Source organism: Thermobacillus composti KWC4 (genome assembly GCF_000227705.2).
Classification (GTDB): domain Bacteria; phylum Bacillota; class Bacilli; order Paenibacillales; family Paenibacillaceae; genus Thermobacillus; species Thermobacillus xylanilyticus.
On record NC_019897.1, the window covers coordinates 3,004,550 to 3,020,485 of the forward strand.

Below are 15,936 nucleotides of genomic sequence, written 5' to 3' on the forward strand. Positions count from 1 at the left end.
GTCCCGAGGGGAAAGAGGAGACCGCACATACCATGCCAACGTCACGGTCCAAGGCGGCCGCGCCCAGCCTGACGGAAGGGCCGATCGCCAAAACGCTGTTCGTCTTTTCGCTGCCGATCTTGCTCGGCAATGTGCTGCAGACGCTGAACGGTTCCATCAACTCGATCTGGGTCGGCCGCCTGCTCGGCGAGACAGCCCTGGCGGCAACGTCCAACGCGAACTTTCTGATGTTCTTCCTGATCAGCGCCATCTTCGGCATCTCGATGGCGTCGGTCATCCTGCTGGGGCAGAATCTGGGAGCGCAGCGGATTCAAGAAGCGAAAAAAGTCGTCGGCACCAGCACCAGCTTTTTCTTCATCCTGTCCATCATCACCGGCGTGCTCGGCATCCTGTTCTCGCCGCTCATCCTCGAGCTGCTGAACACGCCGGAGGAAGCCATGGACATGGCGGTGATCTACACGCGCATCATGTTCGCGGGCACGCCGTTCATGTTCGGCTTCAACCTGATCATGGCCGTCATGCGCGGCGCCGGCGATTCGAAGACGCCGTTCTATTTCCTGCTGCTGTCCACCGTGCTGGACATCGGACTCAATCCGCTGCTGATCCGGGGATACGGCCCGTTCCCCGAGATGGGCATCGCCGGTTCCGCGACGGCCGCGCTGATCGCCCAGTTCGTCAGCCTGATTCTGCTTCTGGCGTATCTGTACGGCAAGCAATACTTCCTGCGGATAACGCGGGACGAACTGCACCTGCTGCGCATGAACTGGCGGATCGTCAAGCTGACGATCCAGAAAGGCATCCCGATGGGCCTCAACATGGTGATCGTGTCGCTGAGCAACCTGCTGCTCATCCATATCGTGAACGGCTACGGCACCGAGGCGACGGCCGCGTTCGGCATCGCGAACCAGATCTCGAGCTATGTCCAGATGCCCGCACTGGCCATCGGCGGCGCGGCCACCTCGATGGCGGCGCAGAACATCGGCGCGCGCCGTTGGGATCGGGTAGGCCGCATTACCGGCGTCGGCATCGGTTTCAACGTGATGCTGACCGGCGCGCTTGTGCTCATCCTGCTGCTGTTCAACCGCGAGACGGTCAGCCTGTTCCTGTCGGGGGACGCCGGCGCAATTGAAATCGGCATGCATATCAACAACTTGACGCTCTGGTCGTTTATCATTTTCGGCATCTTCAACGTGATGGCCGGCGTCGTCCGCTCGGCGGGGGCCGTCATGGTGCCGATGATCATCTCGTTCATCGCCCTTATGATCATCCGCATCCCGCTCGCTTCGGTACTCGGGAATTATTACGGCCTCGATGCAGTCTGGTGGAGCTTCCCGGCCAGCTTCGCGATGGCCGCGCTGCTCAACGCCCTGTACTACAAGTTCGGGGGCTGGCGGAAAGCGAAGCTGCTCGAGCAAGCGAGCGGCGCGTCGCCGGCGTAAGGCGCATGAGGAACGAAGCAGCCCGCATCCGGCAATCGGATGCGGGCTGCAATTGCTTGGGATCAATCGATGCACGCGTACGCCGCGTTGCGCACGCGGTGATGGACATACTCGTCGTAGATCGAAGGATACATCTGTTGCATGAAGACGATCGACACGCCTTCGGCCGGATCGATGGACGTCCAGGTGCCGGCGGCTCCGCTCCACCCGAATTCACCGATGGAGCTGTTGGCGCCCGCCGCGGCCGGATCGACAAGCGTCCGCACGCCGAGCCCGTAGCCGTAGCCGGCATGATGCCCGTTGGCGAAGTCGTTCATCTGCTGCTCGTTCAGGTGGTTCCGCCGCATCAGCTCGATCGTCTTCCGCCCGATGATGCGCTCGCCGTTGTACACGCCGCCGCAGGCGAGCATCTGCGTGAAGACCGCATAATCCCGGGCCGTGGAATAGAGCCCGACGCCGCCTCCCTCGTACTTCGCCTCCGGATGATGGAGAATATCGATCGGTCCGGGCACTTCGACAAGCTTGCCGTCTTCCGACTTCTGATACACGGACGCCATCCGTTCCGCAATATCGCCCTTGAAGCGGTAGCCGGTGTCCTTCATTCCCAGCGGATCGAAAATTTCCTCCTGCAGAAACCGTCCGAGCGTCTTCCCGGAGATGACTTCGATCAGCGCGCCGAGCACATCATGGCTGTAGCCGTACAGCCAGCGGGTTCCGGGTTCGAAGGCGAGCGGCACCTGCGCCTTCGCCATCGCCCGCACTTCCGTCTGCAGATCGTAGTTGCCGTGCGTCTCCCGCAGCTCGTCGAGCACCCGGCGGATTTTCCGCTCCGGTTCGGAGTCGCCGAAGTGGTAAGGCATTCCGGACGTCATGGTGAACAGGGGCTTGATGCGAATCGGATTCCCGGCGGGCTCATAGTCGATCCCGCCGTCCGGCAGATTCCGGACCACCGACGGTCCCTCGTATTCCGGAATGTACGCGGCGAGCGGATCGTCCAGCAGGAAATGCCCGCGCTCATACAGCATCAGCGCCGCCGTGCATACGACCACCTTCGTCATCGAGAACAGGCGGTACACCGTATCGGGCGTGATCGGCTTTCCCTGCTCCAGGTTGGCCGAACCGGCATAGCCTTCATACAGCACCTTCCCGTGCCGCGACACGACGCACGCGCAGCCCGGCAGTTTATCCTCCGTAAGTCGGTTCAGCAGTTCGTCGAGCATGCGAAATCTGCTCATGAATGTCCCCCCTGCATCAGCGCCACATGGCGCAGCTTATCCGGATTGACGACGATGTAGATCGCCGCGATGCGGCCGCCCGCGTAGTCGAAGGAAGCGACGCCGATCGTCTGCCCCTGCGACTGCACGACGACGCCGGGCAGGCCGTTGACTTCGGCCAGATGAAAAGCCGCGTCCGGCGGCAGCACGTCGGGCATCGTCGCCATGAAGACGGCGATCCGCTTGCTGCCGACGACCGTGCGCGGCAGCGCGGTCACCTTGCCGCCGCCGTCCATCGTCAGCGCGGTGTCCGCCGACAGCAAATGCATCAGCCGGTCGACGTCGGCATTCGCCAGGGCGTGCACGAACTGCTCGACCAGCCGGGCCGGAGCGGCCGCGGCCGAATCCGCCGGAGGAACCTCTCCCCGCGCTTCGGACGCGCGGCTGCCGAGGCTGCGCTTCGCGCGATGGTAAATCTGCCGGCAGTTGACGCTGCTCTTGCCGACGATGTCGGCGATCTCGTCGTAGTCGTACTGCAGCACCTCGCGCAGCAGGAACACGGCCCGCTCCACGTAGGACAACTGCTGCAGGAGCAGCATGTAGGCCGTAGCGAGCGATTCCTTGTGCACGTAGGACTGCAGCGGATCGTCCGCCTCCGGAGTCCGGCCGGGCTCGCCGATGAGCGGTTCGGGCAGCCACGGGCCCTGATACAGTTCCCGCTTCTTCGCGGACGACTGCAGAAGATTGAGGCATCGGTTGGTCACCGTCTTGCACAGATAGGCGCGGACGTTGGCGATATGGTCCGACCCCGTCCGTTCCAGCGCCATGAACGATTCCTGCACGACATCTTCGGCGTCCATGACGCTCCCGAGCATCCGATAAGCCAGCGAGAACAGCAGCGGCTTCAGCGACTTGTACACCGATTCCTGATACGCGTCATCGCCCGGCACGGCCATCGCCACACTTTCCTGTAATATCCAATTTCTATTTCTCCGCGGACGCTCATCTTCCTGCCGAGGCGACATGAAGGCGCGAAACATTCTCCGTCCGGAGGTCGTCCAGCAGCTTCAGCGCCGCCCGTCTTCCGCTCGCCGCCGCCGCGTCGACCAGCAGCTCCCCGTGGCCGGCCCAGTCGCCCGCGACGTAGAGTCCGCGCACTTGCGGCACGGCCGGCCCCGGCTTGCGGTCCAGCCGGTCAATGTGGTTGTAATCGTACACGGCCGTCAAATTCGGATAGTACTGGCGCGCGATGACTTCCTTCCGCCAACCCGGCTGAATGGCGTCCATCGCCCGCTCCAGCATCGCCTCGTCCTTGCGCGGATCATGTTCCCCGATGCCGTGATATTTGACCGCGTGCACCACATAGCCTTCCTTCGCCAGCGAAGGCGTCGGTCCGGAATGGTTGGAGAAAAACACCGGTTCGTCAATGCCGAACACGACCCGGTTGCGCGGAGCCGGCAGCCGTCTGAGGCACAGATCCAGGCAGGCGACCGTCGCCGGTATCGCCTGATCTTTCCAGATCCGCAGCGCAGTCCGCTCCGCATCCCGCACGAGGCGGAACGTTACGGACGGCGGCACGGCGGCGATGACATGCCCGGCTTCGATCTGCGAACCGTCGGTCAGGCGCAGCCCGCGGACCTGCCCGTCATGCTCGATGGCGGCGACGCCGGCCGAAGGGACCAGTTCCGCTCCCGCCCGGACCGCGGCTTCCCGCAATTGATCGACGATCGACTGCCATCCGCCTTCCACGTAGAGCACCGAATTGGGACGGAGCGATCGGCGGACCTGCCCGAGCGCCGTTCCGGCGCATTGCCGGTCGGGCGCGTTGGTGAAGGTGCCGGTGCGGACCAGCGAGTAGAGGAGATTCCGGCCCATCGGCTCGCGGAAATGTTCTTCGATCCACGTGCGGAGATTGATGTTCATGACATCGTCGGCAGACGGATCGAGGCGCATGATTTTCGCAAGCGCCCGCGTCAGTTCGACCCTGGCGGACCAGGTGAAGCGGCCGCTGAACAGGAACCGGGTCAGCGGCATCACGTTTCCGTTCCAGAGGACGGACACATTGAGGGCTGCCGCCTCTCAGCGCAAGCCCGAATTCCCGGAATATCCGGTCCGCCGCCCCGCCGCGGTACAACGCGTGGCCGCCGAGGTTGAACAAGGCGCCGTTCTTCTGAATGGTCATCGCCCGTCCCCCGAATTTCTCCGCTTTCTCCAGCACGACGACCGGCTTCCCCGCCCTGGCGAGATCGCAGGCCGCTACCAGCCCGGCAATGCCGCTGCCGATGATAACGATTTTCGATTGTGTCACAGCAATCACCCTCCGTCTTTCGTCTTACCCCTATGACAGGCCGGAGGACGAATCTGTGACAACTCGCGACAAAGATTTTTTAATAAACAAATACAGCTCCCGGTCCAGGCCGTAAATCAGCCCATCCTCGGGGTTCTCCTTGTAATACCGCTCCGCGGACCGGACAAGCCCGGGGCTTGCCAGGTCGAGCGCGTCCATGACCTCCTTCCAGCGCCGCGCCAACGCCAGCACGCCGGGATCATCCGGCGTCTTCCCCGTATCGCGGCAGCTTCGGAATTCGTCCAGCATCCGCCGGATCTCGGCCTGCTTGTCCTCATCATGCCCCGCAGCCAAGTACCGTTCGCTCAGATCATGGATCTGCCCGGCCGTAAAATGCGGACTTCGCGCCATGTTCATCATGCGCATGACCGTCAGGAACTGCTCGCCGGCCGCCTTCTTCCCCGCGCGGAAATGCCCGCGCAGCGCGCGCAGCTTATCCCGCAGTCCGACCAACGTCCGAATCTGTTCGTCCAGACGGGAAAGCTGCAACTCAAGCATTTCCGCCGGGTCATATCCGGGATCGTCCAGAATGGCTTTGATCTCTTTCAGGCGAAACCCCAGCTCCTTGAGCGACACAATCTGCTGGAGCTTCACCAGATCGTCCAGGGAATACAGCCGGTGTCCCCCCTCGGTATATTGCGAAGGGGTCAGCAGGCCGATCCGGTCATAATGATGCAGCGCGCGGACGGTGAGCCCGGCCCGCTTCGCCAGCTTGCCGATCGTCCAGCCTCGCTCGGACACAATCGTTCCCTCCCCGCAGGCATAATTGGATCTTGAACCTGACGCTGCGTCAGGATTTATAATCGGCTCCGACCGATCATGTCCTCAAGGGGGCGGAATCATGGAAGCGGAGAATCTGTTGATCAAAACATTGGCCTGTCGCCGGCAAGCCCGCATCTTTTTCGTGAACAATGCGGACCTGCTGAACACCATCTGCCGCCGGCCCGCCGTCAGAAGCAGACGGGTGCGTCATGCGTTCGCCCTGACCGTCTCAGCCGCGAGCCTGCTCTCGGGAACGCTCAAAGATCATCAGCGCCTCAGCCTGAAAGTGAAGGCGAGCCGCCCGGGATGCGCCTGGTATGCCGATGTCGATGCCCTGGGCAACGTGCGCGGGCATCTGGGCGAAGGATGGCTGAACGCGGCTCCCGAAGATCTGGACAGGCTGTCCGTCCCGCAGCTCATCGGCGACAGAGGGTTCATCCAGATGGTCAAGGATGTGGGCATGAACCGGAACGTGACGGGCATTACGGACATGCCCCGCCGGAACATCGTCGATGACCTGACGCATTATTTCAACCAGAGCGAGCAGACGCCGACCCACTTCGCGATTCATATCGACTATGATGACGACGGCGGCGTCCGGACGGGTGTCGGCGTTCTGGCGCAGCTGCTTCCCGGCGCGCCGGAAGGATTGATGGACCGCATCCGGGAAGCGGCGCGGCGACTGCCGCATATTTCGCTTTCAAATGCGGAAGGCGGTGCGTTCCGGAAGCTGCCGTTCCTTCTGTTTGACGACATTGACGTTTTGGATGAAGTCCGGGTGCAAGCGTACTGCGGCTGCTCCAAAGCGATGATGCTTCCGATGCTGCATGCGTTGGGAACCGGCGAGCTGGCCGCGGCCTGCGAACGAAACGAACCCGTTGAAATTCTGTGCCGCATCTGCGGGCAGTCCTACAGGTTCATGCCGGAAGAGATCCGGAGGCTTCTGTCCCGCGATGCGCCGTCTCCGGGTTCCGTGCCGCCATCGCCGTGACGCACAGATTCCCGCTGAAACGGGAGAAGCCCGCCATGACGGCGGGCTTCCTTGCTATGAACAAGCTTCAGTCCTGCCGCGCCCCGGCGGCCTGCCCGCCGCCGGATGCGGCCGGCAGCCGGAACGCGAGCAGCAGCGTCAGCGCCATGACGGCGGAGACGCCGATGGCCCACTCCTTAATTTTTGTCATGCAAAATCAAGGTGCAAAGCCTGATGCCTTGAAACGAACCGAGGCAGGGCGATGAAGATTCAGCCCATGCAAAGTATCGCCCCAATCATCAGGCTTTGCATGAGCGGGCAGTTAATCGGGCAAATTGCTTTGCCACTCCGATCTCCTCCCTTCATCGTCCAGTATAATCTGGCGCCGGAGTCTTTTGTCAATTCCATGCTTTCGCCGATCCGCGCTCCGGAGAGCCTTCGCCGCTTTCAGCGCGCTTCACCGGCTTTCTATTGGTGAGTCGTCGGAGACGTCGATCGGGTTCAATGCGTTTTGACGAAGTTCATCCTTGAGGAACCGGTACAGCCTGGACGCCGCCCGCGTGAACGGAGCGCCCGTCTTCGGATACAGCATGCCGAACGCCATGTCGATGGACAAATCCCCTGCGAGCGGACGAACCACCGTCCCCGGGGGAAGCGGCTCGAGCGAAATTTCGGGCACAAGGGCGATGCCGAGTCCGCCGGCGACATAAAACTTCAGCGCCGTCATGCTCCCGATCTCCATCACATCCGTCGGCACGTTGCCCGCATCCTTGAGCGTCATCTCGAGCTTTCGGCGGTACGGACACGCCGCCGATGTCACGAGCAGCCGGTGCTCGCGGAAATCGCCCGCGTCAATGGCCGTTTTCCCGGCGAGCGGATGGTCTTCCGGCAGCAGCGCCGCGAACGGCTCTTTGAACAATGCCTCATAGTAAAGCTCCTCTCCCGTGTCCGGCGAGGAACAGAGCGCGAGATCGAGATCCCCTCTCAACACCCGGTCGGTCAGCGTCGGCGTGTCGGCGATGTCCACGGAGACCCGGATGTTCGGATGCCGCTCCAGGAAGGTCTTCAGAAGGAGCGGCAGCCGGTGGCTGGCCGTCGGCTCCGTCACGCCGAGCCGGACGTGCCCGGCCTCGCCCGTCTCCCAGTCCGCCATGATGGCCTGCAGCTGCTCCATGTGCCGGATCAGGGGCAGGCTCTGCTCGCGGAACAGCCTTCCCGCTTCGGTCAGGCGGAACGGTTTGCCGCGCTCGATGAGCGTCACGCCCATATCCGATTCCAGCTTGCGGATCTGCATCGTCACCGCGGACGGCGAATAGTTCAGCTCTTCCGCCGCGCGGATGAAACTTTCGTATTTCGCGATCAGGTGAAAGGTTTTGATGGCTTTCAGGTCCATGCCAATCGCTCCGAATTCAATATTTTTGAATGTTTTATTTATGATATTCAATTATACAAAACCAAGACGCCGCTTTAAAATGAAATCAAATCCGGAACCGAAAAGGGAGCGATCACAATGGAATTGCGGAACAAGGTGGTGCTGGTCACGGGAGGCGGAACGGGCATCGGAAGGGCAACCAGCCATGCGCTCGCGGAGCGCGGCGCGATCGTCGCCGTCAATTATTCGCGCTCGGAGGCCGAAGCCGAAGATACGGTGCGGACGATCCGGCAGGCGGGCGGGCGCGCGCAAGCTTTCCGGGCCGACGTGTCCCGGGACGACGAAGTCCGCGGGATGGTTGCCGCGATCGCGCGCGATTGCGGATCGGTGGATGCGCTCGTGAACAACGCGGGCATCACCCGGCATCTGCCGTTCGACGATCTGGAAGCCGCGGACGAGGAGGTGTGGGACGAGCTGTACGCCATCAATGTCAAAGGGATGTTCTTCTGTGCGCGGGTGGTCGCGCCGTACATGGCCGCGAACCGGCTGGGTGCGATCGTCAATGTGGGCAGCATCGCCGGCCTGACGGGGCTCGGCTCCTCCCTGCCCTACGCCGTCTCCAAGGCGGCCGTGCACGGGCTGACGAAATCGCTGGCGCACGCGCTGAAGCCCCGCGTACGCGTCAACTGCGTCGTGCCGGGCGCCGTCGCAACCCGGTGGTGGGCCGGGCGGGAAGAGCAGATGAAGCAGTTCGCTCCCCGGCTGCTGCTGCGGCGCATCGCGGAGCCCGAAGACATCGCGCAATTGATCTGCGCTGTCCTGGAGCAGGAAGCGATGACCGGGCAGATCATCACGGCGGACAACGGCCAGACGATGTGAAGCGCGCAAACGGATACGATCGGGGTGAAACGGAATGAATGTTCGCATCTTGCTTCTCGCGCTCGGCTCGTTCGTCATCGGCACGGAAACGTTCATGATCGCGGGATTGCTTCCCGAAATCGCCGATGCGTTCCAGGTTTCGGTGTCCGCCGCCGGCCAATTGGTCACCGTGTATTCGCTCGTGTATGCCGTCGGCTCGCCCGTTCTGATGACGATGACGGGACGGGCGGAAAGGCGGCGGCTGCTTGTCGGATCGCTGCTGCTCTTCGCTGCGGGGAATGTCATCTGCGGCACCGGGCTGTCGTACGGGGGTGACGCTCGCGGGGCGGATCATCGCGGCCGCGGCGGCGGGCCTGTTCGCGCCGGCCGCGTCCGCCGCCGCTGCCGCCCTGGCGGCGCCCGACAAGCGCGGGCGCGCGTTGTCGGCGGTCATCGGGGGCCAGACCGTGTCGCTGATCCTGGGCGTCCCGGCCGGGACGTACCTGGCCATCGCTTCGGATTGGACCATGCCGTTCCTGGCGGTGGCGGCCGGCTCCCTCCTGGCGGCGGCGCTCGTCCGCTGGCTCTTCCCGGTCATGCCGTCCCCCGGCGCGGTGCCGCTCAAGGAACGGCTCGCTTATCTGGGACGGCCGGCGATCTTGTCCGCCCTGCTTACGACGCTGCTGTGGGGCATCGCCATCTTCTCGGTGTACACCTATATCGCGGATCTGTACGGCGGGCTCGGAGCGGAAGGGGAAGCGATCAGCCTGGTGCTCCTCGTCGGCGGGATCGCCAGCTTCGCCGGCGTCAGTCTCGGCGGATACGCCGCGGACCGGATCGGCCCCGCCGGCACCATCGCCCTGGCGCTGTCCGTGCTGGTCGTCTCGCTCGCGGCCATGTCGGCGCTGCACGCGGCGCCCGGCTTCGGTGGCTTACGGGGAGCCGCCCTGGCGGCCGTCGCCCTGTACGGGATCGGCAGCTATGCGTTCAACCCCGCCCAGCAGCACCGGCTCATCGGGCTGTCCGGCCCGTCCGCCGGGATCGTCCTCTCGCTGAACGCCTCCGCCATTTACCTGGGCAGCGCGGGCGGCGCGTTCCTGGGCGGGCTCGTGGTGAAATACGGTTCCGCCGCGATGCTCGGGTATTTCGGCGGGGCGTGGGCGCTTATGGCCTTGGCCTTGTTCGGGCTGAGCCGCCTGTCGGGCGCGGGCGTGCGAAGCGGACAGCCGGCGGACGGGTGACGGAGCCGATTCAGGAAGGATAGATGATTTGATAGGAAGACAATACGACGCCGCTGTCGTACGTTTTGCTGCTCAGCAGCTTCAGATTCAACTTCTGTTTCACCGGACCGAACAACGGAATGCCGTCGCCCAGCAGCACCGGATTGATCTTCAGGATCAGGGTGTCGATGAGCTGATGCCGCAGCAGTTCGCCCGCCAGCAGGCCGCCGCCGCACAGCCACAGGTTTTGGTACTTGCCTTCGTTTTTCAGTCTGCGGGTAAAGGCAGCGGCATCCTCCCGGACCAGCTCGACCTTCTCATTCGATTCGAAGTCCAATCCGCGGGAGAAGATGTAATGCTTCAGATCGGGGTGAACCGCCTGCGCGATGCCGGACGGTTCCCCCGGCTTCAATCCGTACCGAAATCCGTACGCGTACGTCCTGCTTCCCATCAGCACGGCATCATAATTCCGGACGCTTTCAAAAAAGTCCCCGCCGTCATCCGCGTACAGGAAAACCGATTCGTCCGCCACTCCATTGGGGTCCGCGATGAACAGATCCAATGTCGTCGCCACATGATACGTCAATTGCGCCATATCCGATTCCTCCTCCGGGTTGCATTCCGTTCCATTTTACACCAGCCGCGGCGGCAGATAAAACCAAAAATGGTGATCCATCCTCCGGACGGCGTTAAAATAGATCATAATCCGGACGGTTTTCTGCACTTTGGCACCGAATGGCAGGAAAACGGGTGGTTACGGCAGTCGATTTTCTCCCATTCTGGGGGCGTTCCATCCCAAATCGAAAAAGAGGTGCAAGTGCAGATGACAGTCAGGGAAGCAAAAACGCTTGTCGGGGAGAAGCTGATCCGGAACGTGCTTGCGACGAACGCCGTCGCGTCGGGGGCGTGCGGGCTGCTGCTGCCCGCGCTGCCGGGCATGGTGTCCGATCTGACGGGGCCGGGAAGCCGGACGGCGCTGATGGAAACCGGGTGGTTTCTGATCATATTTGTCGGCTTCCTGATATGGGCGGCAACCAGGAGGATCATCCCGCCGCGGGTCGTCCTCGCGTTCGCCGTGGTCGACGGGCTGTGGGTCGTCATAGGTTTGCGGCACAAGGGCCGTGCGCACGGGAGCCGATCGCTTGGCCGCGGGAGCGCAAACGGAATCTGATCGGGGCTGTCTGAAAGGAGGCCGTCATGATGAACTGCCGTATTCTGCTGCTGACGGCGGGGATGTTCGTGATCGGAACGGAAGCGTTCATGATCGCGGGCTTGCTGCCTGCCCTGGCCCGGGATCTGGAGGTTTCGGTCTCGGCCGCAGGACAGCTGGTGACCGTGTTCTCCCTCGCCTATGCGTTCGGTTCCCCGATATTGGCCACGCTGACGGGGAAGGCGGAAAGGAGGAAGCTGCTCTCGGGCGCCATGCTGCTATTTGCCGCGGGGAATGCGCTCTGCGGTCTCGCGAACGTTTACTGGCTTGTCTTCCTGGGACGGGTGATCACGGCGGCGGGCGCCGGACTGTTCGCTCCGCCGGCGGCGGCCGCGGCATCGGCCCTGTCCGACCCGGATCATCGCGGGCGCTCGCTGTCGCTCGTGCTCGGCGGTGCGACGGTCGCGCTCATTCTCGGCGTTCCCGCCGGGACCTGGCTGACGTACATGATGGACTGGCGATTGCCGTTCCGGGTTGTGGCGGGCCTGTCGGCGGCGGCCGCGGCGGGCATCCGGCTGTTTTTTCCCAAGGTCGAACCGCCGGAAAGCGTATCGATGAGGGAGCGGCTGTCGCAGCTCAAGCGGCCGTTGATCCTTTCCGCGCTGGCTGCCAGCCTGACGTGGGGAACCGACGTCTTTCTCGTCTATACCTATATCGCGGATATCTTCGGACAGTTCGGAGCTGCCGGACGGACGGTCTCGTTCGTGCTGCTGTTGACGGGGCTTGCCAGCTTCGCCGGCGTGCAATTCGGAGGCTATGCCGTGGACCGGTACGGTTCGCACAACATCATCGTTCTCACGCTGTTCCTGTTGATGTTGGCGGTGATCGGCCTGTCGCTGCTGCATGAAATTCCGGGCTACACCGGACCGCTGCTGCTCGGCGGCGCGTCGATGGCGCTCTGGGGATTCAGCGGCTACGCCTTCAATCCCGCCCAGCAGCACCGGCTGATCGGGATATCCGGCACCGCTTCGGGCATCGTGCTTTCCCTGCACAACTCGGCCATTTACTTCGGCACCGCCCTGGGGGCCATGGTCGGGGGACTCGTCCTGGATATCGGCGGCGCTTCGGACCTCGGCTGCTGTTCCGCGGGGGCGTTCGTGCTGGCGCTCATCGCCCATGGCGCAAGCAGGCGTCTGGCGGTGAGAGCAGGCGGAGCGTCCGGGCCGTCATGACGGTCCGGCCAGCATCCGCATCAGCATGTCCGCCGGCGGCAGTCCGTGCGCATCCTTGCCCGGATCCTGCAGAATAAGACTGTTGATAACGGTAAAATACCACGCCAGAAGCTGCCGGGGATCACCGTCCGCGAACTGCCCCGATTGCTGCCCCCTGACGTAAACCGGCACCAGCCGGTCGATCAGCGCGTCTTCGGAATAGCGCGCGAGCAGCTCACGGACGCCGTCCGGAATCCGGTCCGCCCGCCGCGCCTGCAAGACGAGTCTGAACGCGTTCCGGTTGTTCTCGTCCAGCATGTTCCGCGTAAGCGTCCGGATCAACTCGAAGGGCGGCAGGGGCGATTGCCCGAGAAGCTGCAGTTCCGCGTCAGCCGCTTCCAGCAATTCCCCGACGATTTCGGTGTACAGCTCGTCCTTCGATCGGTAATACCGGTAGATCAGCCCTTCGCTGATCCCGGCTTCGGCGGCGATCATGCTCGTCCTGGTGCCCGCAAATCCGTGGCGGGCGAACGCCGCAAGCGCGGCGTTCTTGATCTGCTCCCTGCGTTCTCCGCGGATTTGCTTCAGTCGCTCTTTGCTTAACGGGGACATGGAACCTCAAACTCCGATCTCTTCTTCGTCACTCCTCCTCCATTATACCACCGCCCCGCCGCGCCCGGCATCAGCGGAAAGGGACGGCTGACCTGCCAGCGGAAGCACCTTGCCGACCAGTTCTTCGAGAAACTGCCCGGGCCGGGCGAAACAGGCGAGGTGGCCGGCGTTCCGGATGACGGCGAACGACTTGCGCGGCGCTTCGATCCGGTCGAAGAACGATCTGGCCGCCCCGAACGGCGTGAAAAGATCCGTATCGCCCTGAAAGATGAAAAACGGCACGTCGAACGCCGTCCCGATCCGGGAGAAGTCGAACGTCATCAGCTCGTCGAACAAGTGGTCGAGGGAATGGGTCATACCCCGGAAAATTGCGACGAGATCGCCGATAGTATGATCCGGCGAAGCGAGCATGGACGGCAGCATCAGATCCATGATCATGTTGGGCACGCCGCGGATCGCTCTCACGAGGTGCTGGTTGAGACGGTCGTAATCTTCCCGCTTCCAGCGGGCGGGGTCCGGCCCCATCCGCTCCAGGAGCCGGATGCCCTTGGCAATGCCGGCTGCCCGGAGAGCGGCGAGCGCCTGCCCGTACCAATCAAATCCGGGATCGGGAGCGTTCTGGTCGGTGCCGACGTACGCAAGGTAGAGGTCGGGCCGGGATCGGACCATCATCATCGCGATCAGGCTGCCGACCGAACTGCCGATCAGGATGATCTTGCGCTTCCCGAGCCGCTCCAGCAAATATTCCGACAGCTCGATCCCGTCCCGGGCGAGCCGCTCCAGCGTGATGGAGCCGCCGGCCGTTTTCCCGCTTCGCCGGAACGTCTTGCCCGCGCCGCGCTGATCCCACTGCACGAGCGTGAAATGTTTCTCCCATTCGCGCAGCAACGGGCTGAAGACGGAATACGGAGAAGCCGGCCCGCCATGGACGAACAGCAGCACGGGATTGCGGCGGTCCTCTCCGCGGATCGTCACCCACTGCTTGATGCCGCCGATGTCGACGAACCGGTATTCCGCGATGCCGTCCGGCGAATCGATCCGCAGAAGCTTGGCGTTTCTGCGCCGGTTTCGACTGCGCAGCAGCAGATCGGGTAAAATGTTCGTTTTGCTCATCCGGATTTCTCCTCACAATATTGTTTTATGAGTGAGTTACCCATTCATTAATAAAATAGAAGGGCGCTTTAACCCTGTCAATGCCCAAAATGCGTCATTCCCGGCGCTCTTCCGCCATTTCCACCGCCATGGCGGCGAGCGTTCGGCCGGCGTGTTCAATTGATCCAGCTTGGCCGCATGCGCAAAAGGGACCACCCCGCGAGCGGTCCCTCATCGACTTGCCCCGATTGCTCCGCCGCTCATCACGGCAGGTTGAGACGGACGGCGATATCCGCCGGAACATCCGTCGCCGCAAACCGGATGCGATAATCATTGCGCATGATGGTCAGCTCGTCTTCCCCCGAGGACAGGATGGGTTCCCCGGCCGTCAACTCACGAATGCGTTCCAGCGTATGGCGGCCGCTGACGCCGAACGTGACGGTCATGTTCGGAGGCAGCGCGTACATCCGGATCGGAATCCAGCGCCGCTGCTTCGACGCGATGACGGCATGCGCCGTTCCGCCGATGGCGAAGGTGAAGTCGTCGAACACTTTCGCCAGCTTCATGCCGAATCGGCCGGACAGCCAGCCGCGGAATTCGGACACGTCTTCCACGGGAAAACCGACTTCGCGCAAGTACAGGACTTTGAGCGGTCCCCCTTGCGGCAGCACGTCCTCCCGGACGTACCGGTGGGCGATCACTTCCAGCAGATGGCCGTCGCCGTCGCGGAAATACGCATTGATTCCGGAGCCGGGTTCGTCGAACTCGGCGATTTCACGGCCGTCGGGCCAGCGCAGAAGCGGAATTCCCGCTGTCTCTTTCAAATAGGCAATTACGTCGGAGAACGCCGACCAGGGCACTTCGAATGCGAAGTGGGCCGGCGCGACCGGTTCGTACGCCTCCGTGAACGTCAAGGTGGTGAACGGCGTCACCTGGAAACGAATCTCCTTGTCCGATTCGAAGACGACCGGCATGCCCAGCAGTCCGTTGTAAAATTGCCGCACGCCTTCCAGCGAGACGGTATGCAGCGCAAGATCCGCAAAGTGTGTAATCATCCTGAACGCCTCCTTTCGTCCCGATGCATTTCAGACTCCGCCTTGCCCGCGGACGCTGCGCAGCAGATCCAGGAAACAGCGGAGCGTGCCGTGGATGCGGTCCAGGGCGGCGTGCTCCGGCATGTACGCCTCCGGCTCCGCTTCAAACAGCTTTCGCTGCTCCCCGCCGATGGAGATCCATTCCGGGCAGTTGATGCCGTGCAAATTGCGCACCATGGCCTGCAGCTGCAGCAGCGAACTGATGCCGACGGGACCGCCCGATGACGTCGCGGACAGCACCGGCTTGCCGCCGAATTGCTCTTTGCCGAGATGGTCCAGCGCATTTTTCAACACGCCCGAGATGCTCCCGTGATATTCCGGCGAGGCGAGCACGATCCCGTCGGCTTCGGCGGCCATCCGCTTCAGCCTGAGCAGCCCGGCATGATCGTCATGCGCTTCGTCCGGACTGTAGAACGGCAAGGGGTCTTGATGCAGATCGTACAAGTCGGCCTGCACGCCCTGCCGGCGAAGCTCGGCGACGATATATTTCGCCAGCCGGGTGCTGGTCGAGCCGCTGCGATTGGAGCCAGCAATTGCGACAACTCTCATGACTCTCCACTCCCTGTTCAAACCGTCATATCTTTTGAGTTCATCC

Annotated in this window: 17 protein-coding genes and 2 pseudogenes; 7 read left to right on the top strand and 12 right to left on the bottom strand. The window is 63.0% G+C overall.

All coding sequences use genetic code 11. The features are described from left to right. Positions 1 to 32: 32 nt before the first annotated feature. The gene (locus THECO_RS13910; RefSeq protein ID WP_015255690.1) at positions 33 to 1,439 is read left to right on the top strand and encodes an MATE family efflux transporter; all 1,407 of its coding nucleotides are present in this window, start codon (positions 33 to 35) and stop codon (positions 1,437 to 1,439) included. Between the two features lie 62 nt (positions 1,440 to 1,501). Here THECO_RS13910 and THECO_RS13915 read toward each other — a convergent pair whose 3' ends face one another. The 5 genes and pseudogenes from THECO_RS13915 to THECO_RS20615 all read right to left on the bottom strand — a co-directional run bounded on the left by THECO_RS13915 (position 1,502) and on the right by THECO_RS20615 (position 5,741). After that, positions 1,502 to 2,674 (bottom strand): serine hydrolase domain-containing protein, encoded by a 1,173-nt coding sequence (locus THECO_RS13915; protein ID WP_015255691.1) that lies wholly within the window; start codon positions 2,672 to 2,674, stop codon positions 1,502 to 1,504. Then, entirely contained in the window at positions 2,671 to 3,609 is a 939-nt protein-coding gene (sigJ, locus tag THECO_RS13920) for an RNA polymerase sigma factor SigJ (protein ID WP_015255692.1), read from the bottom strand. Before sigJ ends, THECO_RS13915 begins: the two co-directional genes overlap by 4 nt. 46 nt (positions 3,610 to 3,655) lie before the next feature. Further along, positions 3,656 to 4,714, bottom strand: a complete 1,059-nt coding sequence (locus tag THECO_RS13925; RefSeq protein WP_157373579.1) for a phytoene desaturase family protein — start codon at positions 4,712 to 4,714, stop codon at positions 3,656 to 3,658. Positions 4,715 to 4,742: 28 nt separating this feature from the next. After that, positions 4,743 to 4,970: pseudogene (locus tag THECO_RS22735) on the bottom strand (FAD-dependent oxidoreductase); the annotation flags it as partial. Between the two features lie 21 nt (positions 4,971 to 4,991). Continuing rightward, complete coding sequence (locus tag THECO_RS20615; RefSeq protein WP_015255694.1) at positions 4,992 to 5,741, bottom strand: MerR family transcriptional regulator; 750 nt, start codon at positions 5,739 to 5,741, stop codon at positions 4,992 to 4,994. 100 nt (positions 5,742 to 5,841) lie between these two features. On the opposite strand from THECO_RS20615, the gene THECO_RS13935 reads away from it, so the two are divergent. Beyond that, entirely contained in the window at positions 5,842 to 6,753 is a 912-nt protein-coding gene (locus tag THECO_RS13935; RefSeq protein ID WP_015255695.1) for an Hsp33 family molecular chaperone HslO, read from the top strand. A 67-nt stretch (positions 6,754 to 6,820) separates the two neighbouring features. On the opposite strand, the gene THECO_RS22545 is transcribed toward THECO_RS13935, so the two are convergent. Together THECO_RS22545 and THECO_RS13940 are read right to left on the bottom strand one after the other, a co-directional pair. Beyond that, positions 6,821 to 6,943 carry a hypothetical protein gene (locus tag THECO_RS22545; RefSeq protein WP_269724205.1) on the bottom strand — a complete coding sequence of 41 codons (123 nt, stop codon included), beginning with the start codon at positions 6,941 to 6,943 and terminating at the stop codon, positions 6,821 to 6,823. Between the two features lie 246 nt (positions 6,944 to 7,189). Continuing rightward, a complete protein-coding gene (locus THECO_RS13940) occupies positions 7,190 to 8,125 on the bottom strand; it encodes a LysR family transcriptional regulator (RefSeq protein WP_015255696.1) in 936 nt (311 codons plus the stop codon). A 117-nt stretch (positions 8,126 to 8,242) separates the two neighbouring features. Between THECO_RS13940 and THECO_RS13945 the strand changes: the two genes are divergently transcribed. The 3 genes and pseudogenes from THECO_RS13945 to THECO_RS13950 all read left to right on the top strand — a co-directional run bounded on the left by THECO_RS13945 (position 8,243) and on the right by THECO_RS13950 (position 10,203). Continuing rightward, entirely contained in the window at positions 8,243 to 8,983 is a 741-nt protein-coding gene (locus THECO_RS13945; RefSeq protein ID WP_015255697.1) for an SDR family NAD(P)-dependent oxidoreductase, read from the top strand. Between the two features lie 94 nt (positions 8,984 to 9,077). Beyond that, a pseudogene (locus THECO_RS22740) lies at positions 9,078 to 9,218 on the top strand (MFS transporter); the annotation flags it as partial. A 76-nt stretch (positions 9,219 to 9,294) separates the two neighbouring features. Then, positions 9,295 to 10,203, top strand: a complete 909-nt coding sequence (locus tag THECO_RS13950; RefSeq protein ID WP_052835912.1) for an MFS transporter — start codon at positions 9,295 to 9,297, stop codon at positions 10,201 to 10,203. A 10-nt stretch (positions 10,204 to 10,213) separates the two neighbouring features. On the opposite strand, the gene THECO_RS13955 is transcribed toward THECO_RS13950, so the two are convergent. Further along, the gene (locus tag THECO_RS13955) at positions 10,214 to 10,777 is read right to left on the bottom strand and encodes a dihydrofolate reductase family protein (protein ID WP_015255699.1); all 564 of its coding nucleotides are present in this window, start codon (positions 10,775 to 10,777) and stop codon (positions 10,214 to 10,216) included. Positions 10,778 to 11,005: 228 nt separating this feature from the next. On the opposite strand from THECO_RS13955, the gene THECO_RS13960 reads away from it, so the two are divergent. Both THECO_RS13960 and THECO_RS13965 read left to right on the top strand, forming a co-directional pair. After that, entirely contained in the window at positions 11,006 to 11,353 is a 348-nt protein-coding gene (locus tag THECO_RS13960; RefSeq protein WP_015255700.1) for a hypothetical protein, read from the top strand. A 26-nt stretch (positions 11,354 to 11,379) separates the two neighbouring features. Further along, entirely contained in the window at positions 11,380 to 12,564 is a 1,185-nt protein-coding gene (locus THECO_RS13965) for an MFS transporter (RefSeq protein ID WP_232427688.1), read from the top strand. Here THECO_RS13965 and THECO_RS13970 read toward each other — a convergent pair. The 4 genes from THECO_RS13970 to THECO_RS13985 form a co-directional block, all read right to left on the bottom strand. Continuing rightward, complete coding sequence (locus THECO_RS13970; protein WP_015255702.1) at positions 12,559 to 13,155, bottom strand: TetR/AcrR family transcriptional regulator; 597 nt, start codon at positions 13,153 to 13,155, stop codon at positions 12,559 to 12,561. The genes THECO_RS13965 and THECO_RS13970 overlap by 6 nt on opposite strands. 42 nt (positions 13,156 to 13,197) lie before the next feature. Then, a complete protein-coding gene (locus THECO_RS13975) occupies positions 13,198 to 14,268 on the bottom strand; it encodes an alpha/beta fold hydrolase (RefSeq protein WP_015255703.1) in 1,071 nt (356 codons plus the stop codon). Between the two features lie 242 nt (positions 14,269 to 14,510). After that, the gene (locus THECO_RS13980) at positions 14,511 to 15,302 is read right to left on the bottom strand and encodes a VOC family protein (protein WP_015255704.1); all 792 of its coding nucleotides are present in this window, start codon (positions 15,300 to 15,302) and stop codon (positions 14,511 to 14,513) included. 30 nt (positions 15,303 to 15,332) lie between these two features. Further along, a complete protein-coding gene (locus THECO_RS13985) occupies positions 15,333 to 15,890 on the bottom strand; it encodes an NADPH-dependent FMN reductase (protein WP_015255705.1) in 558 nt (185 codons plus the stop codon). Between the last annotated feature and the right edge of the window lie 46 nt (positions 15,891 to 15,936).

Bases quoted from the DNA above. Each gene is read 5' to 3' on its own strand.
- THECO_RS13985 (WP_015255705.1), bottom strand. From the start codon at position 15,890: ATGAGAGTTGTCGCAATTGCTGGCTCCAATCGCAGCGGCTCGACCAGC.
- THECO_RS13940 (WP_015255696.1), bottom strand. From the start codon at position 8,125: ATGGACCTGAAAGCCATCAAAACCTTTCACCTGATCGCGAAATACGAA.
- THECO_RS13945 (WP_015255697.1), top strand. From the start codon at position 8,243: ATGGAATTGCGGAACAAGGTGGTGCTGGTCACGGGAGGCGGAACGGGC.
- THECO_RS13965 (WP_232427688.1), top strand. From the start codon at position 11,380: ATGATGAACTGCCGTATTCTGCTGCTGACGGCGGGGATGTTCGTGATC.
- THECO_RS13970 (WP_015255702.1), bottom strand. From the start codon at position 13,155: ATGTCCCCGTTAAGCAAAGAGCGACTGAAGCAAATCCGCGGAGAACGC.
- THECO_RS13960 (WP_015255700.1), top strand. From the start codon at position 11,006: ATGACAGTCAGGGAAGCAAAAACGCTTGTCGGGGAGAAGCTGATCCGG.
- THECO_RS22545 (WP_269724205.1), bottom strand. From the start codon at position 6,943: ATGACAAAAATTAAGGAGTGGGCCATCGGCGTCTCCGCCGTCATGGCG.
- THECO_RS13975 (WP_015255703.1), bottom strand. From the start codon at position 14,268: ATGAGCAAAACGAACATTTTACCCGATCTGCTGCTGCGCAGTCGAAAC.
- sigJ (WP_015255692.1), bottom strand. From the start codon at position 3,609: ATGGCCGTGCCGGGCGATGACGCGTATCAGGAATCGGTGTACAAGTCG.
- THECO_RS13955 (WP_015255699.1), bottom strand. From the start codon at position 10,777: ATGGCGCAATTGACGTATCATGTGGCGACGACATTGGATCTGTTCATC.
- THECO_RS13980 (WP_015255704.1), bottom strand. From the start codon at position 15,302: ATGATTACACACTTTGCGGATCTTGCGCTGCATACCGTCTCGCTGGAA.
- THECO_RS13915 (WP_015255691.1), bottom strand. From the start codon at position 2,674: ATGAGCAGATTTCGCATGCTCGACGAACTGCTGAACCGACTTACGGAG.
- THECO_RS13910 (WP_015255690.1), top strand. From the start codon at position 33: ATGCCAACGTCACGGTCCAAGGCGGCCGCGCCCAGCCTGACGGAAGGG.
- THECO_RS13935 (WP_015255695.1), top strand. From the start codon at position 5,842: ATGGAAGCGGAGAATCTGTTGATCAAAACATTGGCCTGTCGCCGGCAA.